The organism is Flavobacterium sp. KMS, from assembly GCF_000813005.1.
In the GTDB taxonomy this organism is placed as follows: Bacteria; Bacteroidota; Bacteroidia; order Flavobacteriales; family Flavobacteriaceae; genus Flavobacterium.
This window is the reverse complement of sequence record NZ_JSYP01000011.1, coordinates 272,838-293,178: the sequence shown is the minus strand read 5'-3', so window position 1 is coordinate 293,178 and position 20,341 is coordinate 272,838. Positions and strand designations below refer to the sequence as shown.

Here is a 20,341-nt window from a genome sequence, read left to right as displayed (position 1 = left end):
TTTTAACCCCGTTTGTAATGAAATTAAACTTATATCAAATAGACGCATTCACAGATAAAATCTTCGGAGGAAATCCTGCTTGTGTTGTTCCATTAGAAAGTTGGTTGCCTGATGAAATCCTTTTAAAAATTGCACAAGAAAATGCCGTTCCTGAAACTGCTTTTTATGTTGTTAATGATAAAAGAGTTCACTTGCGCTGGTTTACTCCCGAAATTGAAATGGATTTATGCGGTCATGCAACTTTGGCAACTGCACACACTTTAAAATCGATTCTTAATTATCCCGAAAACACCATCGTATTTGATACTTTAAGCGGTGAACTAATTGTAACTGTTGATAAAGATGTATATACTTTGAATTTTCCGTCTAGAAAACCTGTTCCAGCTGAACTTCCAGAGATTATAAGAGATTCGTTAAACATTCAGCCTAAAGCGGTTTTAAAATCCAGAGATTATGTCTTAGTTTATGAAACCGAACAAGAAATTAAAGACATCGTAATCGACAGACAAACTTTTGATAAATTAAACCTTGATCCAGGCGGAGTTATAGTAACTGCAAAAGGAACTCATTGCGATTTTGTTTCGCGATTTTTCACCTCACAAGCATCTATCCTCGAAGACCCCGTTACTGGCTCAGCACATTGTTCGCTAATACCTTATTGGAGCGAGCAACTTGGCAAAAAGGAAATGCATGCCAAACAACTATCGGAACGAGAAGGCACATTGTATTGTGTCGATAATGGAGATAGAGTTTTAATAAGCGGAAAAGCTAAAACCTATTCTACAGGAACATGCTGGATAGAATAATAAAACAATTATGGAAATTATAATACGACAAGAAAACAAAAATGACTACCCAAAGGTTTTTGAAATCATAGAGGAGGCATTTAAAGATGTAGAATACAGCGACCATAAAGAACAATTTCTAGTCGAAAAACTAAGAAACTCGGATGCTTTTATCCCAGAATTATCGCTTGTTGCCGAAGTTGATAATGAAATAGTAGGTCATATTTTGCTAACCAAATTACAAATCGAGAATGAAGATCAAACATTTGATTCTCTTGCTTTGGCTCCAGTTTCGGTTAAACCAGAATTTCAAGGAAAAGGAATTGGTGCAAAATTGATTATGGAAAGTCACGCAATAGCAAAAAAGCTAGGCTACAAATCGATAATCCTTTTGGGACACGAAAACTATTATCCAAGATTTGGATATGAACTAACAAACAAATACAATATCGAAATGCCATTTGATGTTCCTGCAGAAAACTGTATGGTTATTTCGTTAACCCAAAACGGATTAGATGGCGTAAGCGGAAAAGTGAAATATCCCGCAGCTTTCATGGAATAATTTTAAACGCCATAAAACTATAAAACCAAATGAAATGAAAGATTTAAATTTAAAATACATTTCAGAAAATTATATTGAACTCGAAGAGATATCAAGAACAATGCGTCTTTCCCTAGATAAATTACATCAGCTTATTGATGCTAAACTCATACCTGAACCTTCATACACGATAAATTCAGAAATAACGATAAGTTCTTCTTTAAATGATAGCTATAAAACTACTATCATTAGAAAATACTTTCCTAAGAATATTTTGAAACTTATAGAACAGAATGCTGAAAAAGCAAATGCTGACGAATTCAAAACAAAGTTCAAGGAAAACCTATTATCACATTTAAAAAACCACGACCATAAAACGTTTGCTTATGGGAATATTTTTGATGAAAATAAAAAAATAGACAGCAATAAAGCCGAAGAAGCTCTGGAAGAAGAATGGGATTATTACTGCAAAGGTGTTTATGGAATTTGTACTATAAACAATAACGAAAATGCCATAATCGAAAAAGAGATTGCCGTAAAAAGAATTCTCGATTTTATCGAAAATAAATCTCCATTATTAACTCCTGAAGAAAAGATAAAACTAGAAGAACTAAATGCTGAATTTAATAACACGGCAAGTTCCTTTGCTCCATATCAACGAGAATCAAGTAGCAGAGGTAAATATCTAGACAAGCTCCTAAAAGAATTTTCTCTGGACGAATTAATTAAAAAATACGATTAATTAAAACTTATAACGAGATGACAAAACACGCAAAATCAAACCCGATAGATTCAGACAATTTTGTTTTACAAGATTATTTGGATAGAATTCTTTTTGTTGGCGATGTTAAATCAAATATCAAAAGCATAAGTAAATTAATGCAATGTCAGTTATTCAGTATTCCTTTTGAGGACTTAGATGTTCAGGCGGGAAAAACTATTTCTCTGACAGGAAACGATATTGTCGATAAACTCATTAATCGTAAACGTGGTGGGTATTGTTATGAACTTAATGGTTTGTTTGCTCTCGTGCTCCAAAAAATGGATATTTCGTATCGTTTTGTTGCTGCTCGTCCATTGGTAAATCCTGGCGAGAATCCTAAAACGCATATGGCAATTATTGTTACGCTAGAAGGAGAAGAATATCTGGTCGATTTAGGCTTTGGTGGTAACGGAATAAGAGAACCTCTAAAACTAAATGATACAACGGCTGCACAACAAGGTACAGAAACATTTGCTTTAGCAAAAGCAGAAAATGGCGATTACCTATTGCAAACTTTATTGCGTGATGAATGGAAAAACCTCTATTCCTTTGATTTATCTCATCAAGACTGGATTGATTTTAAACCCGCCAATCATTATAACTCAACACATCCGGATTCTTTTTTTACGCAAAATCTTGTTGTTGTTTTACAAAATCCTTTGGGCAAGAAAATACTATTTAGAAACACATTCAAATCTATAGAAAACGGAGAAACTAAAAGTTATACTTTCGAACCAGAAAAACTAAAAGACATTCTGGCAACTGAGTTTAATTTGGAGAAGTTATAGTGATTTAAAAAAACAGAAACTGTATGAAAATTTGCGTAGCACAAACAAAACCAGTTAAAGGTGATATTTCGGTAAATATTAAAAACCACAAAACGCTAATAGATTTTGCTATTTCTCATAAAGCCGATGCAATATTCTTTCCCGAACTGTCTATAACAAGCTATGAACCTGAGTTGGTGCAAAATTTAGGAACAAATCTAGACGACAAAAGATTTGATGCTTTTCAGGAAATAAGTAATGCAAATAATATAACTATTGGTATTGGCGTTCCAACAAAATCAAACGAGGGAATTTTAATCAGTATGATTGTTTTTCAGCCTAATAAATCCAGACAAATATATTCAAAACAACAATTACATTCAGATGAACTTCCTTATTTTGTCTGTGGCAATAATCAACTTATTTTAACCATCGACGGAATCCGAATTGCTCCTGCCATTTGTTATGAGTCATTACAATCCAGCCATTCCGAAGAAGTTAATAGACTTGGTGCAGACATCTATATTGCAAGCGTTGCTAAATCTCAAAATGGTGTAAACAAAGCTGCTGTACATTATCCCGAAGTTGCAAAAAAATACAATATGACCGTTTTAATGTCTAACTCAGTCGGCCCTTGTGATGATTTTGAATGCGTTGGAAATTCTGCTGTTTGGAACACTAAGGGAGAATTACTTGCTCAACTTAACCAAACTCAGGAAGGAATACTTGTTTTTGATACCGAAACAGAAAACACAAATAAACTTTACTTCTAACATTTTCTACAATATTCAAAAGCAAAAGAAGCCGAAAAACCATAGTTCGGAAATTATAGTTAATTTTGCATCAGGCTATGGCTCATAACGTGCTGCAATTACAAAACCATGCAAGTTTTACCTCCAAAGGAATTATCACCTTATATCAAACACTATCTTTTTTTAGAAAATAAAGGTAATGATACTCAGAAACTACGTTTGTTTTCTGATGGTAATACTGGCGTTGTGTTCTCTTTAAAAAGTAAACTTATTTCGGGTTTCAACAATTATGAAGCGCAAAACTACTTGCCAAGCTCATTTATATATGGGCAACTAAATGGTTTTAAAGACATTTATTCGGGTAGCGAAATGTCGATTGTAATTGTCGTTTTCCAACCAAACGGAATCAACCAATTATTAGGAATTACAAGTAGCGAACTCCGTGATACTATAATCACCATAGATGATATTTTTGGATTGGAAGGAATTGAACTTCAGGAAAAATTATCCGAACAATCGACTATTCAGGAGAAGTTAAGCCTCTTAAATCATTTTTTTAAAACGCTTGAAGCGAAAAAACCAATGTCTAACCAATTGATTGCTGCAGCATCATTAGATTACATTTTTAAAAGCAAAGGGCAGTTTTCACTCAAACAATTAGTTGATTATACAGGTTATACCGAAAGACATATCGAAAGAAAATTTACAGAATGCGTTGGATTAAATCCAAAGAAGTTTGGCAATATTGTAAAGATTCATGGCTTTTTAAAACTACTCAAGAATAAATCGGAAGATACAAATCTCACCACGATTTCTTATGACGCAGGATTCTCAGACCAATCTCATCTTATAAGAGAATTTAAAAAACATACCGGAATGACTCCCAGAGAATATTTGTATAATGCAGGGAAACTAACCAATAACTTTATAGAAACTGTTACTGCTAAAAATTCATAGACCACTTTGCGATTAATTTCTTAGCCACAGATTAAAGGATTAAATGAATTTAAAAAAATTAACCACAACCCGAGCCTGAAAGTGCGAACAGGCGAAGCAATTACTCAAATTAACACAAGTTAAAAACTTTGCGCCCTTTGCGTAAATCCTTGCGCCCTTTGCGGTTAATTTTTTCGTCACAGATTAAAATGTCGGTTTTATACAATTTGTAAATTCTCGGCAACGCTATTTTTGTCTAAAATTAATAGCGTATAATATGAAAAATCTAAAAATAGCCTCAGCTCAGTTTGAGAATAAAAGTGGCGATAAAAACTATAATTTATCTGTAATTGATAAGCTTTCGCAAAAAGCTTCCAGCGAGGGTTGTGATGTAATTGCTTTTCACGAATGCTCTATAACCGGATATACATTTGCAAGGCATTTATCGAAAGAACAAATGCTGAATCTGGCAGAAGTTATCCCAAACGGAGAAAGCGTCTTAAAACTTACAGAAATAGCCAAAAAGAATGATATTGTAATATTAGCTGGACTTTTTGAAAAAGACGAGAACGATAATTTATTCAAAGCTTATGTTTGTGTAGATAAAAATGGTTTGGTTGCCAAATACCGAAAACTACATCCGTTTATAAATCCTTACTTAACACCCGGAGATAGCTATTGCATCTTTGAAATCAAGGGTTGGAAATGCGGAATCTTAATTTGCTACGACAATAACATAATCGAAAACGTACGTGCAACAACACTTTTGGGTGCCGATATTATTTTTATGCCACACGTAACAATGTGTACTCCTTCTACCCGACCTGGCGCTGGTTTTGTAGCACCTCAACTTTGGGAGAACCGTGAAGCCGACCCAACTTCGCTACGATTGGAATTTGACGGAATGAAAGGACGCGATTGGTTAATGAAATGGTTACCGGCAAGAGCGTATGATAATGCCATCTATGCAGTTTTCTCAAACCCAATTGGTATGGACGATGACCAGTTAAAAAATGGTTGTTCCATGATTATTGACCCGTTTGGTGATGTAATCGCCGAATGCCGTTCTTTTGATGACTCTTTTGCAACAGCCATAATTACTCCCGAAAAATGCACTCAGGCTGGTGGAAATCGTTACATAAAAGCTAGAAGACCAGAATTATACCGAGATATTATTGGTCAAGAACATAAATCGGAACAGAATGTGGTTTGGTTAAACACCGACGAAAAAAGTAAAAACTAATAATTTTACAGGTTTAAAACTATTGAAAGATTTATCTTTGGGAAATTGATTAATCTACAGAATAAAACACTACAATGGAATTTTTTAAAACTACAAATGAAGATATCGATGCCGTTTTCGATATTTATAATGAAGCTACGTCTTATCAAAAAACAGTAAATAATAAAAGCTGGAGAGGTTTTGAAAAAGCATTAATAGAGAAAGAAATCGCCGAAGACCGCCATTTTATAATCAAAGATGAAGGGGAAGTTGCCTGTACATTTGTGCTTACTTTTAATGACTTGATTATCTGGAAAGAAGCTGCTCAAGATCCTGCTGTATATCTTCATCGTATTGCTACAAACCCAAAATTTAGAGGTCGTTCTTATGTTACAAAAATCATAGAATGGGTAAAAATATATGCCAAAGAAAATGGTAAAGAATACATAAGACTAGACACACATAGCGGAAACGAAAGAATAAACAAATACTACATGAGTTGTGGTTTTGATTTCAAAGGCGTTAGCGTTATCGAGTGGACTAGCGAATTACCTGAGCATTACAAAGAAGGTTCTTTTAGTTTGTTTGAGATTAAATTATAGTTTTAAATTATATCAATTCAGATTATGAATGCACATAAAGATTTTGAGGTTGGGCAATGGGTTAAATCCTATGCAAAAGGAATACACAGGATTGAGAAATTTGTTCCGATTGAGTTCGAAGAATATCATTCGTTTGTTGGTGTTATAACAAATGATAAAATTGGAACTCTGGATGAACCTTTGGTAATACTCAAACGTCTTTTTAATTCAAAATTTAAAAAGCAAGTAGGAACAGACTTTTGCTCAAGCACATTCTTGAAACCAATATCTGCCGAAGAAAAAACCACTATTGAAGAACAATTAAAGCTAAATCCAAAATTCATAACAGATTTGGACAAGTATAGCATTTCAAAATTTGAATCGAGATATGGATTAAACATTCATATTTCTGAAGAAACAAAATCTATTCTTCCAGAACTGGCTTCGTTTATAAGACAAGAAGGTAAAACGTTTACAGAAATTTTTGAATGGTTAGACAATAAAAACTGTAAAGACCTTTTGGACAACAGAAGTAGTTTAGGCAATAATGATCGTTCCCATTATTTACAATTCATAAACTGGAGTTACGAAACTAGAGATAACAAACTCTTGTTTACAGATTTACTAGCCTTTACGCCTAACTTTGAGAAAATTGAGTTAGGATAAACTTCTAAGTTATATATAAAAAACAAAAACCCTTGTGAATAAAACTTCACAAGGGTTTTTGGATTAAATCTAAAATTTATTTTTCAAACTTATTTTGCTTCCCAAAAACAACGTTTAGGAGAAACTATTAAGCCTTCGTCCTTCAATTTTTTCATTGCCTTATCTACTTCTTTACGTTCTAGTTTAGTTAACTCAACTACTTTTCCAGCATTTACAGGCTGTTCAGCTTTTTTTATCGCATCTAATACTTGATTTTTGATTTCCATAATTTCTATATTTTGGTAAAATGTGAAAATAATAAATATTTTCTTATAAAAATCAGATACTGCTTTTGAAAATTGATGGATTGTGTTTTAATTAATCATCTTAAAAACTGTATTTTTGCATACATAATGAAAACCGTATCTTACAAAAACAAGCCTGTTTTTTACTAAAATCTATTTTCTTTAAAAATTTTAAATATCTTTGATTTATGAGCGCAACAATAAAACCATATCATATAGGGCGTAAAATAAGCCGTATTCGTGAACTTAAAGACATGAAACAAGAAGCACTTGCACAGGCTATGGGAACAAATCAGCAAGCAATTTCTGCTATAGAAAACAGCGAAAACATAGACGAAGAGAAACTTAAAGAAGTAGCAAAAGCTCTTGGAGTAACAGTTGAAGCAATTAAAAACTTCTCAGAAGAAAATGTGATTAATTATTTTAATAACATTTATGATAACGGAGTTTTTAATACTGGTAATTATTGCAATTTTAATCCTTTAGACAAAGTTGTCGAACTTTACGAACGTTTAGTTCAGGCTGAAAAGGATAAAAATGAATATTTGGAAAAACTAATAAAAGGGAAGTAAAGCCTTTATATAAAACAAAAAAGAGATTTCAAATTTGAAATCTCTTTTTTGTTTTATAATTAGTGTTGAGAAATGATTTCATTCTTTTGTTGAACTTCAACTTTGCATAAAAGTTCAACCAAAGAACAGAACTTGAAACTTGCACTAAACCCGCCATTTTGAAAACCCCTTGTTACCTAATGTTTTATTTTATCCAATACAAATAGATGTAAAAAAATAGTCCAACAAAACCAATACTTAAATATCCAATGGCTTTGATTCTGTTATTTTTTTCACGGTCTGGAGTTATTTCTACTTTTACTGGAGTTTTTACATCTTTATTACCTAAAAACTTTTTTCCAGTTGTAAATCTCCTATCCTTTTTATAAACTGCTTGCGTTCCTGCTTGATACATAATTTTATGTTTTTTATTTAAATTAATAACCCCCCTAATTATGACTATACAAGCACCGATTACTGGAACTAACCCTGATAATAAAAACGCCCAAAACCATTTAACTCCAATATATTCTGTTTTATTGATTAATTCTGCACCGTCTCTTCCAACTTGGTTTACAGTAGATTTAACAAATCCTTTTGCGAGGTTTTCCATGAATACTATTTTATATATGCTTAATATTAGTTTCGTTTTCAAAAATTTCAGGTAACGTTCTGGTACTAAAGTGAGTTTTGGACTAAATTAAGCCCTATTTTTCGGATTTGCTAAATCTTCCAAATACAAGACCATTTTTAAATTCAGCCTAATGCCCAAATCTCGTGTAACGGCTGTTAGCTGCTGCCCTTTTTTGTTTTAAATTATTCATTAAATCTTATATCAAAGATGCGGTTGCATTTTTATTAGGCTCATTTTTTGCATTTTTCATAGCATCAAATGCTCTTTCTAAAATTATTGCTTCCGTGTCTAATTCGGAGTTAAATTCCACAACGCCACAACAAACGGTTATATTAAATGCTTGCGATATATTTTGAATTTTAATTCCTGTTTTTGCAATATTTTCTCTCTTTCTGTTTGCAGCTTTTACTGCATTTTCTAAAATTGTTTCTTTTGTTATAAAAATGAATTCATCACCTTTTAAATGTTGTCTGTATATCGTGTCAGTAAGTCTATTGTCTGCTTTTAATAATGTTCCAAATTTGACAAGGATATTGTCAGCAACTAATTGTCCAAATTCAGTGTTTAAATTTTTGAAATTGTCTATGTCCATAAGTATAATAGAAAAAGGCATTTTTTTAGCTTTTGCCCATTCTATTGTATTTTTTAAATCTTGACCTAAAGCTCTATGGTTTGGGATTCCTGTTAATTCATCAGTATGTAAGTCTTTCTTGATTGTTGAAAATCTCTTTCTATTTAATAGAAACTGAATAAAAATTGTTGAAATAATAATAAAAGTTATTGTTATTAAAATTTGTAGAATATTAAATGTTAGTTCTTTGTTTAAAAAACCTCCGAAAGTTGTTCCTTTTGGGATTTCGTCTAAAATAAAATAAGTTATTAAAGCAATTAATATTGATTTTAAAATATCGTAAATCGCTTTTGCTAATACATCTTCTTTTAGTTTTTTATATGTTTTTTTTAAATATTCCTTCATTTTAAATATCTTATTTTTCTCTGTTTTTTTTAGGATTGCAGCTAACTTGTATATATACGAAACAAACCTTCGCATATACACCCAAATTAGGTACGATAGATGAAGGTTTGTTTCGTTTTACACACTTTCAAATGTACTAAGTTTTTCTTACAAACTTGTAATGGTAAGCATTTTTAGAACCTATCTAAATCGTTCACTTATCAATCTACCATTCTGAAAAACGTAGAAAATTTAAGTTTTAGGAAAAGTATGAAAGGTACAATCGCACTAATTAGGAAATTAACTCCCACATTTACCCATAAAAAAACCCAATTCTACATTTCTGGGTGTAAAATTGGGCGCAAATACCTCAAAGCACTGATTATCAGCGTTTATCGCAGAGAGGATGGGATTCGAACCCACGATACAGTTACCCATATACTAGCTTTCCAGGCTAGCTCCTTCAACCACTCGGACACCTCTCTAAATTAGGTTTGCAAATAACACGAAAAAAAACGAGTTAATAAAATAAAATCGAGTAATCCTTACATACTTTTTTTAAATTCTTCTATAAATAATTTTACTGCCTTTTTTTGGTACGCCCCTTCTATCGTTAACATAAACGAATCTCGTTTAGTCACGACTCCCGTAATCTTAATTGCTTTTATATTGTCCCAGCCTTTTAGGGCTTTCTCGGTTACAATTGTTGCCCAATAGCCATCGCCCACCAATCGTAATAATGCCTGAACTGCATTTAACTCAATAGAAACTTTAGGTTTCATATTATTTTTTAAAAACAATTCATCAAGAAATTCTCTAGAATTAAATCCTTTTACGGGTAAAATAAGCGGAAGATCTTCTATATCCTTAAAGGGAATTTTGTCTAAAACGGCTAATGAATGCGTTTTTGAAACTGCCAACACTAACTTTGATGTAAACAATGGGAATTTTTGAAAAGGAAGTTTTATTTCGTTAGAAGAAATAACCAAAACCAAATCTAATTCATTATTCAAAAGTTTTTGTTCCAAAGGCTCTGTTGTACCGTATTCGACAACAATTTTTAAATGCGGATATGTTTTAGCAAACAAATCGACAATTGGTAAAACCAAAAGCCCAAAAATATACGTAACCCCAATTCGGAGTTCTCCGCCAATCATTTGGTTCAAATCATCAATCGCCTGCTTTCCGCTCTCAACGTTTTCTATAACTTGTTTAGCATGAATCAGAAATACGGAACCTGCTTCTGTAAGCTGTACTTTTTTTCCAATCCTAACAAACAAAGGCATTCCGAGTTCTTCTTCTAGTTTTTTTATTTGTTGCGATAATCCAGATTGCGTTACAAAACACAATTCGGCAGCTTTTGTAAAGTGAAGTGTTTTGGCGGTTTTAATAAAATATTCAAGTTGAAAAATTTCCATATCGATTAGAAAAAGTAATTATTATCAGTAAAATTATTAATTTTTCTAATGAAAACATAATTCCGAACTTTGTAAAAAAGTTTCACAATCATGTTTAAAGCGTTAAAATCAAAGAACTTCAAATTATTCTTTTACGGACAATCGGTCTCCGTAATTGGTACATGGCTACAAAAAACTGCCGTAAGCTGGATGGTTTATAGTGTTACAGGTTCCGTTTTCCTTTTAGGATTAACGACGTTTTTAAGCATGATTCCGTCTTTATTCCTTGCTCCTCTCGCCGGAAGTATTATTGGACGTTACGACAGACATCGTAGTATGATTGTATTACAATCTTTGGCAATGCTACAGGCCGGAGCATTGGCTTTACTTATTTATTTAAAAATATACAACATCAACTATATCTTAGGGCTGAGTTTATTACAAGGAATCATAAATGCGTTCGACATGACTTGCAGACAAACTATGATGGTTGAGATTGTCGACAATAAAGAAGATTTACCAAATGCAGTAGCTTTAAACTCCACCCTAAACAATTTTGCCCGAATTGCTGGTCCTGCTTTGGCTGGAATTATTTTGCACAATTATGGCGAAGACATCTGTTTTATTGGAAACTTCCTGAGTTATATTCCAGTATTAATTTCTTTATTAATGATGAAAATCACACCTCACATTAAAGCCACCGACAAACTTAAAATGCTGGAAGACTTTATAGAAGGTTGGGATTACGTTAAAAAAGAAAGCGAAATGGCAAAAATGCTCTTAATGTTAATGTGCAGTAGTTTATTTGTAATTTCTTTCAATACGCTTATGCCTGTTTTTGCCAAGGATATTTTTAGCGGAAACGCGCAAACCTTTAGTTGGTTTGAAAGTGCTGCCGGAATTGGTTCTATCTTATCAGCTATTTATCTGGCTAATTTAAAAACATCCCAAAACATGAATAAAATAATGATTGCAGCCAGTTTATTATTAGGCTTTAGCATTATTATTTTAGCTTATTCAAGTAACTTAACTGTAGCGCTTATTTGCATGGCTTTAAGCGGTGTGGGAATGATGGCACAAACCTCATCGATAAACATATACATCCAAACTCAAAGTACTACGCATATGCGATCAAGAAGTATTAGTTATTATCTTATGGCATACCAAGGAATGATTCCTGTGGGAAGTTTGATAATTGGGTATCTATCACATTTTATAGGAACTAGAAATACAGTCGCCATTCAAGGTGTAATATGCATTCTTTCGGTAATAGTGTACGTGTATTATAAAAACCGTAGTAGCGAAGAAGATTTAGAAACTTGCTCTGTTCGTTATAAAAATTAAAAAAAAACCAATATAAAAAATTCCAAATTCCAATTGTCTATCCATGATCTTGTTCATTTACAGAAATGACAAAAAACTGGGTAAAATTTTACAACGAAATCTCTCCGCGTAAAGCAGTTTCAAAAACAGTTTTGAAATTTTCGGCTTCGATTCCGTGACCCAATAAATACATCAGTTTTGTAATTGCAGCTTCGGTTGTGATGTCTTTTCCGGAGATTACGCCAAGTTCTTTAAGAACAGTACTTGTCTCATATTGTCCCATATTCACACTTCCGCCTGAACATTGTGTTACGTTTATGATGTGTAAACCTGACTGAATAGCTTTTTTAATAGCATTAAGAAACCAATCTTCAGTTGGCGCATTTCCAGAACCGTACGTTTCCAGAACAATTCCTTTTAGGTCTGGAATTGCCAATATTGCCGCCAAAACTGGTTCGCTCATTCCCGGAAACATTTTTATTATAGCAACGTGATTGTCTAATTTTTTGTGAACGATTAATCTCGAAGACGTTTTTATAGGCAAAAACAAATGTGAATTTAATTTTAAATGTACTCCAGATTCTACCAATTCAGGATAATTTGGAGCTGTAAAAGCCTTGAAATGTTCTGCATTTACTTTAGAAGTTCTGTTACCACGGTATAATTTGTATTCAAAATACAAACAAACTTCATTGATAACAGGTTTTCCGTCTTGCTGAAGTGAAGCTATCTGAATCGCTGTTATAAGATTTTCTTTGGCATCAGTTCGCAAATCCCCAATTGGCAATTGCGACCCGGTAAAAATCACAGGCTTAGATAAATTCTCCAGCATAAAACTCAATGCCGATGCCGAATATGACATGGTATCTGATCCATGAAGAACTACAAAACCATCAAAAGAATTGTAATTATCTTCGACAATCACAGCGATTTTTGTCCATTCTTCAGGATTCATATTCGATGAATCAATTGGAGTATCAAATGAAACCGTTTCGATTTCGCAATCCAATTGTTTCAACTCAGGAATTTTTTGTAATAATTTACTAAAGTTGAAGGCTTTGAGCGCTCCAGTCTCAAAATCTTTACTCATACCGATAGTTCCTCCGGTATAGATTAAAAGTATTTTGGCTTTAGATGACATCTTGGTATTTTAATTTATTAACTACAGGATTAGCATACATAGATAAAAATCCTTGTCTTGTAACTGGATTATCACTACCAATACGCATTTCTAAACGACGCTCAAAAAGTAATTTCTCATTTTCTTTATACAAATGAGCAAACTTATCGGTTTTGTTTAAAATGTCGTAGGCAATAAAATTGGTTGGCCATAATTTATAATTCTTCAATACAGAATCGTCTATAGCTTGTGCCAATGCTTGGATTTGTTTATTCGAATTGTCATTTTCAGCAGCAATCTGGTCAATTTCTTTATCCAGAACATCTCCTACTGAAATGTGTATTCTTTTTTTAGTTCCCATGATACCACTTAAAATGGTCATGAAATCTTCATTTTTTTCTTTAATATAAATCTCGTTATTCGCTTCTGCCATTAATTGTGGCATTTTTAAAGCATCGGTTGGATCATATTCGTATGAAATCGAAACTGGAACTATTTTCATTTTCTTGAAATAATCCATTAGGTTCGCTTCATCCGATCCCATTCCTAACATTTTTAAAACACCAGGATTTGTAGCGTCATTTCCGTCTTTGGTTCTTCCTTCACGTTGTGCAATCCAAACCGAACGATTCTCACGAAACAATAAATGTCCGATATACTCTGCTAACAATTTAGAACTTTGTAACATCTCACGAGGCGAAAGTCCACGTAGAACCAAGAAATTACGATTTAATTTAGCCAAAATATTCAAGAAGGCTTTTTTAACCAAATTATCACCAATTGCCGAAGCGGTCATTACCAAACCATGCTCAAACAAGCAAACATTTAATAATGTGGTATCTAAAAGAATGTCTCTATGATTAGAAACAAATAAATAAGAAGTGTTTTTTTCTAGTTTCTCGAATCCTGAAGTTGTTAATCCTTCTGAACTTCTTTCGAGAACTTTTTGAATTGTCTGATAAATAAAATTGCATTGAAAATCACGAATAGAGTGAGTTCTCTTCAATTGTTCCTTCCAAACTTCGTCGTCTAACTCTGGAAATGAAAAGTTCATCATGGCTTTCATCATAGGATGATTTGCTACACCATGAAGGGCTTCATTTACTTCTGAATCATAAAACGGTCGAATTGCATCAAATTTCTGCATTATAAATATCTATTTTTAAGTGGACAAATGAACAAAAAAAAAATTAAAGTATCATACGTTCTAAGTTAAATCCCAAAAACGTCTTTTGAATTCTGAGTAGTTATTGCTGCCATTTCTTCTTCAGAAACGTCATATATATCGGCTAATTTTGATACAACGTTCAGTAAATAACTACTTTCGTTTCGCTTTCCGCGAAAAGGAATTGGTGCTAAATATGGCGAATCGGTTTCGAGAACAATATGTTTTAAGCCGATTTGATTTAAGAATTGATCAATTTTTCCGTTCTTAAAAGTCACCACTCCGCCGATTCCAAGTTTCATATTATAAGAAATCGCCTGTAATGCTTGCTCATGAGTCCCCGTAAAGCAATGAAAAATACCAAATAAATCATCTGATTTTTCTTCTTCCAGGATTTCAAAAATTTCATCAAAAGCGTCACGACAATGAATTACGATTGGCAATTTATATTGTTTTGCCCATTGAATCTGAGTTCTAAAAGCAATTTGCTGTTCTTTTAAATGGGTTTTATCCCAGTATAAATCAATTCCGATTTCTCCAACTGCGTAGAATTTTCGTTTTGCTAATTCCGTTTCTACATGTTTTAGCTCATCGAGATAATTATCTTTCACGTAAGTGGGATGCAAACCCATCATTAAGAATACATTATCTGGGTATTTTTGCTCTAAATCATACATTGATTGTGTGCAGGCTGCATCGATAGCAGGAATAAAAAAACGAGAGACACCTGCATCAATTGCTCTCTGAATCATCTCACCTCTATCTTGGTCAAATTCTTCTGAATATAAATGTGTATGTGTATCGGTAATAATTGTTGTTGGGTTCAATTCTATAATTTTAAAAGCCCAAAATTACGACAATATTAAAAACTTTCCCAATTTGATTACAATAAGCGAATTTTGCGATGAATGGAACGCGGATAAAACGGATTCGCTAAAGCGAAGACACGAACAAAAACGGATTTTTCTATTAGCAATCTTGTCAGACTGAGCGGAGTCGAAGTCTCGCAACACGAATAATCACTGCAATTATAATCCTCAAGTATTGTGGTAAATGGAACACGGATGAAACGGATTCGCAAAAGCGAAAACACGGACAAAAACGGATTTTTCTATTAGCAATCTTGTCAGACTGAGCGGAGTCGAAGTCTCGCAACACGAATAATCACTGCAATTACAATCCTCAAGTATTGTGGTAAATGGAACACGGATGAAACGGATTCGCAAAAGCGAAAACGCGGACAAAAACGGATTTTTCTATTCGCAATATTGTCAGACTGAGCGTCCCGATCCCGAAGCGTCGGGACGGGAGAAGTCTTGCAACACGAATAATCACTGCAATTACAATCCTCAAGTATTGTGGTAAATGGAACGCAGATGAAACAGATTCGCTAAAGCGAAGACACAGACAAAAACGGATTTTTTATTCTCTAAATACTATTTCCCTGTTTCTATAAATACTAAAGCTCTATCTAAAACCTCGTCTTTCCCCTTCTGAATCCCTTCAATCGTAGGTTTAACTTCGATATCGGGAACGATTCCGATTCTTTGTGTTTCGCGTTTATCAGGATAATAAACTCCAACTCCTGAATATCTTGTATGAAATTCTTTAAAATCAAGTTCTGTTACATTTCCATCAGCACCAGCAGTTTGACTTCCTATAGTTGTTGTGTTTCCTGCAGTTTGAAAACACATCGCTGTCCATTCAGCCTGACTCATAGAATCTTCATTAAGCAATACAATAATTTTCCCCTTATAATTATCTTTGTTTTCAGTCCCACAATTTGTTCCTTCTGTCCATTTAAATCTTCCCGGATAACTAAAATCAGGATAGGTATAAATTGCAAAATTTTCTTCGTGAGCATTTAAAAAATTAGCGATTTCTTCATAGGTTCCGTTTGGATAATTTCTCATATCAAAAACAATTGCTTTGGTAGATTTTAATGCTTCTATCATATCCGGAACATGTTTAACTTTTATAACTCCCATATTCACATAACCAATATTATTATCCAAGAGCTTAAACTTATCCTTCTTTTTCGTTGCTCCCTTCATAAACTCATTTCTATGAGAATCATGATAATTAAACCATGTCATTGATTTAGTTATGTATTTTCCTTCTTCAAAAAATTCAACATTCACATTATCTGAATAGCCTGATAAAATTTTTCTAACTACCTTATCCAAAAGTACTGGTTCATTTGAAGCTGAATATAAATCTCTATATTCTGTGATAAGTTCCTTAATTGTTTTATCATTTACTTTCGTAATTACACTTCCTATTTTTATGCCATCTGCCTGAGCCAGACTATCACCTAAAATTTCCATAACAACCATTTTGTTACCAATTATTTTGCAGCTAGCAGGAAAATATCTTTTGTCATCTTCAAACCTACCCTGTTTATAAATCGCAAATTCAACATGGCTATCATCAAGCTTAACTGCCATTTTTCTTATTACTGTATAAAAATCATCTTCATTTTTAGATTCAAGAACAAGCGGAATTGTTTTTTCTAAAGTCACATCCCATTTCTGATCCATTAAATACTTGTAAGGAAAAAAATACTCTACTAAATTCCAATACATACACATCCATAAAATTTTTGAATTTTTATTATCGTACTTAAGATCAAAATAATTTCCGTTTTTAAAAGGATTATATCCTGGTCCTATTTCCTCATTGGTCTGAAATCTATTATCCTCAATAAATTTCAATTTCTTCGAAAGCTTTTTAGAAAACAGCTTGTTATTAAACCAGCTCAAATCAAAATTCTTATCAAAATATTCAACCTCTTTTGGAGGTGTAATCGGTGCAATTTCTTTTATGGCGCCAAGATTATCAATCCAGTTTTCCAAAACCAATGAAAATTCTTTTTTAGTTTCTGCCTGTTCAATTTTTGGTAAGACTTCCAAAAGTTGATTATCCCAATTAAAATCTCCATTGGCTACTTTTGGGTGGTAATACTTTAAAAAGCCCCATACTTTACAAGTTCCGACTAGTTTTTCGGTTTCGGTAAGTTTAGTCTGTGCATATATGATTTGTGAAATTACTAGAAGAATTAATAGGGTAATTTTTTGCATTCAGTAAATAAATTTAAAATTATAAATAGGTTGAGGTTAGGGTATTTGTAAAATCGAATTTAGAACTTAAAATTTAAATTTGATTACAATCACAAAAAAAAGCGACAAAAAATGTCGCTTTAAATTTGTTTATCATTGCTTTACAGGCAAAATCGAAGTCTCAGAAGTATTACGGTGAATAGAACGCGGATGAAACGGATTCGCAAAAGCGAAAACGCAGACAAAAACAGATTTTTCTATTCGCAATCTTATCAGAATGAGCGTAGTAGAAGTCCCACACACAAGTAACTCTACAAAAAAATTCGCAAAGCATTTTAACTCTTTGCGAATCTTTGTGTAACCTCATTGTGTCTTTAGCGAAATATCGCTCTAATCCAATTCGTTCAAGAGATCTTGTACATCATCATAACCTTCATAATCTTGAGAAATCGTTTCTAGAATATCTTTACACGATTTATAATCTTTCTGTTTTAATTTGCTCAAAGCAAGATTCCATAATACTTTGTCTTTATACACAGATGTTCCGGTTTTTAATTCATTAAAAACAGCTTCGGCTTTCTCAAACTCATTTTCTTGTAATAATGCAACACCATAAAAATATTGAATCTCGGGCGTTTTGTTTTCTTTTAGAATTTCCTCAAAAAGCGGAATCGCATCTTTATATTTTCTGGCATTAAATGCTACTTCGGCTTGTTTCAGAGCAATATTTGTATCTCCTCTTTCGGTAAAAGTAGCTTGATCGGGATGATTAAAATCCTCAAAAACGGGATTCGAATCATAATTAAAAAAGAACAAACCAATTAAAACCGCTACAGAAGCTGCAACTGCATAATACCAAGGTTTTAAAGATACTGCTTTGTTTTTCTTCTTCTTTTTATCAAAATGGGTATTAGAAATACGAGTTAGATTTTCTTTGAACTCTTCTCTTTCTTCTTCATATCCAAATTTAGTCTCCAATTGAAGATTTACTGTTTTAAAAGTTTCAAAAGCCGAAGCAAATTCTGGATTTTCGGCTAATTGTTTTTCAAAACTATTTTTTTCTTCAACAGTCATTTCTCCCTGAAGATATTGATCGAATAATATATAGCGTTCTTCGTTCATGACTACTTATTTTTTAGAGATTTAAAGTTTTTACTTTCCTGAATCCATACTGTTAACTGACCAATACAAAGCGATTTCTTTTTGCGAACATAGCCATAAGTCACATTTAGTTTCTCGGCCACTTCCTCCATCGATTTTATTGTAAAACTCAGTTTTAGTAATTCTTGACATTTGTCTCCTAATTTCTGGAACATAGCGTCAAACAATTGCTGTTTCTCTTCAAATTCTTCGGTTTGATCAACCAATTCGTGTGCAGATTCATTTATAGATGCTGCGTCTTCGTTAATTGTTACCCCTTTATTTGATGTTTTTTTTAATTCATTAAGCCACTTCCTTTTGCACAACAAGAAAAAATAAGCATCAAAAGGGCAAGTCAATTGTAAGACATTGGCTTTAGCCTGATTAAAAAGCAAAATCATTATTTCCTGAACCACATCTTGCGCTTGATCCTTATCGCCAGAATTGTTCATTATGTATGAAACCACTTTAGGAACAAACTTTTTATAGATAGACTGAATAACCGCCGAATCATTTGCAGCAAGCCCTTCAATATACATTTGATCAGGATGAATGTTAGTTTGGCTCATAAAATGACTTTTTAATTAGCTAATGTAAAAAAAATCTGAAAATAAATATCAAATAAAGGGGTAACAATTATATAATCAAGTTGATATACCAAAACAAGAGTCTTTTAAAACAATTAAAAAATTAAGAGAAATGGAAAGTTATCAATTTATAAACGAGAAAAATTTAGACCAATTTCATAAGATGCTTTCTACCAAAATCCGAAATGGTTTTGTAATTGTTGAGCATAATGAAAAATTGCCTTATGTAGTTTTATCCAAACAAAAAAAGGAAATAAACCATTCCCTACATCTATTCTTTACCTGTACCACTCTGGGCTTATGGTCGATTGTTTGGTTTTATCTAATCATCACCCTTTCTAAGAAAAAAAATATTCTTGTTGCCTTAGACGAAGATGGAAATCTATTTGAAGAAAAATGTCTTGATAAATAAATCAGAAACCAGGGTAACAATTATTCCACTACAAACATCTATTACTATAAAAACCTTTAAAAATTAGAAATCATGAAAACACTACCAACATTAATATTATGTATCGCTGCTTTTACAATCTTGAGTTGCGATAATGACAATGACCCAACAAATAATGTTTGCGACTCAACCTATGTCTCTACGCTTATCACAACAGCTTTTACAACCGCAAACGGATATGACGACATTACATCAATGGATTTAGAAACACACGAATATACAATCCAGATTAATGCCAATGGAGAAATTTGCACCGTAGGATATCAAAATCCAACCACTTACACAGGTGGTTATACTATGGAAGTTACAAACACAACCACTAGTGTTACCTATACAGGCATTCATACTTTTTCTCAAACCACATTAGATTATCAATCAATAACTCCAGTACCAGTGAGTTCAGGTGATATTATTACCGTAAAAAGAACAATCCTGCCTGGTTACACAGTACTTAATCAAACAGTAGGACGTATTTTAAGAAAAAACCCTTTTACAACAGTGCCCTATCCTATAACTCAAGGTAATGTCGTTTTCTTAAGTTCCAATTTTCATGGTGCCGGAGGTCCAGTTCCTAATTACGCACAACCATATATTGCCCTTGGTTTTAAAGTAATTTAAAAATAAACCAAAAACAGGGGTAACAAATTTTTAACCCAAAACAT

The 20,341-nt window shown here is 32.8% G+C and carries 23 protein-coding genes and 1 tRNA gene; 13 read left to right on the top strand and 11 right to left on the bottom strand.

Going from position 1 to position 20,341, the window contains the following annotated elements; translation table 11 throughout:
- Positions 1–17 precede the first annotated feature (17 nt).
- The 9 genes from OA93_RS12965 (at position 18) to OA93_RS12925 (ending at position 7,013) form a co-directional block, all read left to right on the top strand.
- The gene (locus OA93_RS12965) at positions 18–806 is read left to right on the top strand and encodes a PhzF family phenazine biosynthesis protein (RefSeq protein ID WP_039113733.1); all 789 of its coding nucleotides are present in this window, start codon (positions 18–20) and stop codon (positions 804–806) included.
- Positions 807–816: 10 nt separating this feature from the next.
- The gene (locus OA93_RS12960; protein WP_082001814.1) at positions 817–1,347 is read left to right on the top strand and encodes an N-acetyltransferase; all 531 of its coding nucleotides are present in this window, start codon (positions 817–819) and stop codon (positions 1,345–1,347) included.
- Between the two features lie 34 nt (positions 1,348–1,381).
- Positions 1,382–2,068, top strand: a complete 687-nt coding sequence (locus OA93_RS12955; protein ID WP_039113732.1) for a DUF6058 family natural product biosynthesis protein — start codon at positions 1,382–1,384, stop codon at positions 2,066–2,068.
- Between the two features lie 17 nt (positions 2,069–2,085).
- The gene (locus OA93_RS12950; protein WP_205625779.1) at positions 2,086–2,877 is read left to right on the top strand and encodes an arylamine N-acetyltransferase; all 792 of its coding nucleotides are present in this window, start codon (positions 2,086–2,088) and stop codon (positions 2,875–2,877) included.
- 23 nt (positions 2,878–2,900) lie between these two features.
- Complete coding sequence (locus OA93_RS12945; RefSeq protein ID WP_039113731.1) at positions 2,901–3,629, top strand: nitrilase-related carbon-nitrogen hydrolase; 729 nt, start codon at positions 2,901–2,903, stop codon at positions 3,627–3,629.
- Positions 3,630–3,737: 108 nt separating this feature from the next.
- Positions 3,738–4,565 carry an AraC family transcriptional regulator gene (locus tag OA93_RS12940; RefSeq protein WP_039113730.1) on the top strand — a complete coding sequence of 276 codons (828 nt, stop codon included), beginning with the start codon at positions 3,738–3,740 and terminating at the stop codon, positions 4,563–4,565.
- A 256-nt stretch (positions 4,566–4,821) separates the two neighbouring features.
- Complete coding sequence (locus OA93_RS12935; protein WP_039113729.1) at positions 4,822–5,787, top strand: nitrilase family protein; 966 nt, start codon at positions 4,822–4,824, stop codon at positions 5,785–5,787.
- Between the two features lie 74 nt (positions 5,788–5,861).
- Positions 5,862–6,368: a GNAT family N-acetyltransferase gene (locus OA93_RS12930; protein WP_039113728.1), complete on the top strand. Its 507-nt coding sequence runs from the start codon at positions 5,862–5,864 to the stop codon at positions 6,366–6,368.
- Positions 6,369–6,392: 24 nt separating this feature from the next.
- Positions 6,393–7,013 (top strand): hypothetical protein, encoded by a 621-nt coding sequence (locus tag OA93_RS12925; protein ID WP_039113727.1) that lies wholly within the window; start codon positions 6,393–6,395, stop codon positions 7,011–7,013.
- Positions 7,014–7,102: 89 nt separating this feature from the next.
- On the opposite strand, the gene OA93_RS12920 is transcribed toward OA93_RS12925, so the two are convergent.
- On the bottom strand, positions 7,103–7,279 hold the full coding sequence (locus OA93_RS12920; RefSeq protein ID WP_039113725.1) for a MarR family transcriptional regulator: 177 nt from the start codon (positions 7,277–7,279) through the stop codon (positions 7,103–7,105).
- Between the two features lie 206 nt (positions 7,280–7,485).
- Here OA93_RS12920 and OA93_RS12915 point away from each other — a divergent pair, with 206 nt between their 5' ends.
- Positions 7,486–7,869, top strand: coding sequence for a helix-turn-helix transcriptional regulator (locus OA93_RS12915; RefSeq protein ID WP_039113724.1), 384 nt, complete (start codon positions 7,486–7,488; stop codon positions 7,867–7,869).
- A 184-nt stretch (positions 7,870–8,053) separates the two neighbouring features.
- Here OA93_RS12915 and OA93_RS12910 read toward each other — a convergent pair whose 3' ends face one another.
- The 4 genes from OA93_RS12910 to OA93_RS12895 form a co-directional block, all read right to left on the bottom strand.
- Positions 8,054–8,461 (bottom strand): hypothetical protein, encoded by a 408-nt coding sequence (locus tag OA93_RS12910; protein ID WP_039113723.1) that lies wholly within the window; start codon positions 8,459–8,461, stop codon positions 8,054–8,056.
- 217 nt (positions 8,462–8,678) lie between these two features.
- Entirely contained in the window at positions 8,679–9,458 is a 780-nt protein-coding gene (locus OA93_RS12905) for a GGDEF domain-containing protein (RefSeq protein ID WP_082001816.1), read from the bottom strand.
- A 377-nt stretch (positions 9,459–9,835) separates the two neighbouring features.
- A tRNA-Ser gene (locus OA93_RS12900) sits at positions 9,836–9,922 on the bottom strand.
- Positions 9,923–9,982: 60 nt separating this feature from the next.
- A complete protein-coding gene (locus OA93_RS12895) occupies positions 9,983–10,855 on the bottom strand; it encodes a LysR substrate-binding domain-containing protein (protein ID WP_039113720.1) in 873 nt (290 codons plus the stop codon).
- 90 nt (positions 10,856–10,945) lie between these two features.
- Between OA93_RS12895 and OA93_RS12890 the strand changes: the two genes are divergently transcribed.
- Positions 10,946–12,178: an MFS transporter gene (locus tag OA93_RS12890; RefSeq protein ID WP_039113719.1), complete on the top strand. Its 1,233-nt coding sequence runs from the start codon at positions 10,946–10,948 to the stop codon at positions 12,176–12,178.
- Between the two features lie 88 nt (positions 12,179–12,266).
- Here the strand turns inward: OA93_RS12890 and OA93_RS12885 are convergent, their stop codons facing one another.
- The 6 genes from OA93_RS12885 to OA93_RS12860 all read right to left on the bottom strand — a co-directional run bounded on the left by OA93_RS12885 (position 12,267) and on the right by OA93_RS12860 (position 19,210).
- A complete protein-coding gene (locus tag OA93_RS12885) occupies positions 12,267–13,298 on the bottom strand; it encodes an asparaginase (protein WP_039113717.1) in 1,032 nt (343 codons plus the stop codon).
- Positions 13,288–14,424, bottom strand: a complete 1,137-nt coding sequence (locus OA93_RS12880; protein ID WP_039113716.1) for a 1-acyl-sn-glycerol-3-phosphate acyltransferase — start codon at positions 14,422–14,424, stop codon at positions 13,288–13,290. The genes OA93_RS12885 and OA93_RS12880 overlap by 11 nt, the downstream gene beginning before the upstream one ends.
- A gap of 65 nt (positions 14,425–14,489) precedes the next feature.
- A complete protein-coding gene (locus tag OA93_RS12875) occupies positions 14,490–15,269 on the bottom strand; it encodes a TatD family hydrolase (protein WP_039113715.1) in 780 nt (259 codons plus the stop codon).
- Positions 15,270–15,878: 609 nt separating this feature from the next.
- Positions 15,879–17,522 (bottom strand): S41 family peptidase, encoded by a 1,644-nt coding sequence (locus tag OA93_RS12870; protein ID WP_039113713.1) that lies wholly within the window; start codon positions 17,520–17,522, stop codon positions 15,879–15,881.
- 369 nt (positions 17,523–17,891) lie between these two features.
- Entirely contained in the window at positions 17,892–18,623 is a 732-nt protein-coding gene (locus OA93_RS12865) for a tetratricopeptide repeat protein (RefSeq protein WP_039113711.1), read from the bottom strand.
- Positions 18,624–18,625: 2 nt separating this feature from the next.
- Positions 18,626–19,210 (bottom strand): sigma-70 family RNA polymerase sigma factor, encoded by a 585-nt coding sequence (locus OA93_RS12860; RefSeq protein ID WP_039113709.1) that lies wholly within the window; start codon positions 19,208–19,210, stop codon positions 18,626–18,628.
- A 130-nt stretch (positions 19,211–19,340) separates the two neighbouring features.
- Here OA93_RS12860 and OA93_RS12855 point away from each other — a divergent pair, with 130 nt between their 5' ends.
- Both OA93_RS12855 and OA93_RS12850 read left to right on the top strand, forming a co-directional pair.
- Positions 19,341–19,640 (top strand): hypothetical protein, encoded by a 300-nt coding sequence (locus OA93_RS12855; RefSeq protein ID WP_039113707.1) that lies wholly within the window; start codon positions 19,341–19,343, stop codon positions 19,638–19,640.
- Between the two features lie 72 nt (positions 19,641–19,712).
- Positions 19,713–20,297, top strand: coding sequence for a hypothetical protein (locus OA93_RS12850; protein ID WP_039113706.1), 585 nt, complete (start codon positions 19,713–19,715; stop codon positions 20,295–20,297).
- The last annotated feature ends 44 nt before the right edge of the window (positions 20,298–20,341 follow it).

Excerpts from the sequence above, each read along its gene's own strand:
- OA93_RS12965 (WP_039113733.1), top strand. The coding sequence starts at position 18 with ATGAAATTAAACTTATATCAAATAGACGCATTCACAGATAAAATCTTC.
- OA93_RS12960 (WP_082001814.1), top strand. The coding sequence starts at position 817 with ATGGAAATTATAATACGACAAGAAAACAAAAATGACTACCCAAAGGTT.
- OA93_RS12955 (WP_039113732.1), top strand. The coding sequence starts at position 1,382 with ATGAAAGATTTAAATTTAAAATACATTTCAGAAAATTATATTGAACTC.
- OA93_RS12950 (WP_205625779.1), top strand. The coding sequence starts at position 2,086 with ATGACAAAACACGCAAAATCAAACCCGATAGATTCAGACAATTTTGTT.
- OA93_RS12945 (WP_039113731.1), top strand. The coding sequence starts at position 2,901 with ATGAAAATTTGCGTAGCACAAACAAAACCAGTTAAAGGTGATATTTCG.
- OA93_RS12940 (WP_039113730.1), top strand. The coding sequence starts at position 3,738 with ATGCAAGTTTTACCTCCAAAGGAATTATCACCTTATATCAAACACTAT.
- OA93_RS12935 (WP_039113729.1), top strand. The coding sequence starts at position 4,822 with ATGAAAAATCTAAAAATAGCCTCAGCTCAGTTTGAGAATAAAAGTGGC.
- OA93_RS12930 (WP_039113728.1), top strand. The coding sequence starts at position 5,862 with ATGGAATTTTTTAAAACTACAAATGAAGATATCGATGCCGTTTTCGAT.
- OA93_RS12925 (WP_039113727.1), top strand. The coding sequence starts at position 6,393 with ATGAATGCACATAAAGATTTTGAGGTTGGGCAATGGGTTAAATCCTAT.
- OA93_RS12920 (WP_039113725.1), bottom strand. The coding sequence starts at position 7,279 with ATGGAAATCAAAAATCAAGTATTAGATGCGATAAAAAAAGCTGAACAG.
- OA93_RS12915 (WP_039113724.1), top strand. The coding sequence starts at position 7,486 with ATGAGCGCAACAATAAAACCATATCATATAGGGCGTAAAATAAGCCGT.
- OA93_RS12910 (WP_039113723.1), bottom strand. The coding sequence starts at position 8,461 with ATGGAAAACCTCGCAAAAGGATTTGTTAAATCTACTGTAAACCAAGTT.
- OA93_RS12905 (WP_082001816.1), bottom strand. The coding sequence starts at position 9,458 with ATGAAGGAATATTTAAAAAAAACATATAAAAAACTAAAAGAAGATGTA.
- OA93_RS12895 (WP_039113720.1), bottom strand. The coding sequence starts at position 10,855 with ATGGAAATTTTTCAACTTGAATATTTTATTAAAACCGCCAAAACACTT.
- OA93_RS12890 (WP_039113719.1), top strand. The coding sequence starts at position 10,946 with ATGTTTAAAGCGTTAAAATCAAAGAACTTCAAATTATTCTTTTACGGA.
- OA93_RS12885 (WP_039113717.1), bottom strand. The coding sequence starts at position 13,298 with ATGTCATCTAAAGCCAAAATACTTTTAATCTATACCGGAGGAACTATC.
- OA93_RS12880 (WP_039113716.1), bottom strand. The coding sequence starts at position 14,424 with ATGCAGAAATTTGATGCAATTCGACCGTTTTATGATTCAGAAGTAAAT.
- OA93_RS12870 (WP_039113713.1), bottom strand. The coding sequence starts at position 17,522 with ATGCAAAAAATTACCCTATTAATTCTTCTAGTAATTTCACAAATCATA.
- OA93_RS12865 (WP_039113711.1), bottom strand. The coding sequence starts at position 18,623 with ATGAACGAAGAACGCTATATATTATTCGATCAATATCTTCAGGGAGAA.
- OA93_RS12860 (WP_039113709.1), bottom strand. The coding sequence starts at position 19,210 with ATGAGCCAAACTAACATTCATCCTGATCAAATGTATATTGAAGGGCTT.
- OA93_RS12855 (WP_039113707.1), top strand. The coding sequence starts at position 19,341 with ATGGAAAGTTATCAATTTATAAACGAGAAAAATTTAGACCAATTTCAT.
- OA93_RS12850 (WP_039113706.1), top strand. The coding sequence starts at position 19,713 with ATGAAAACACTACCAACATTAATATTATGTATCGCTGCTTTTACAATC.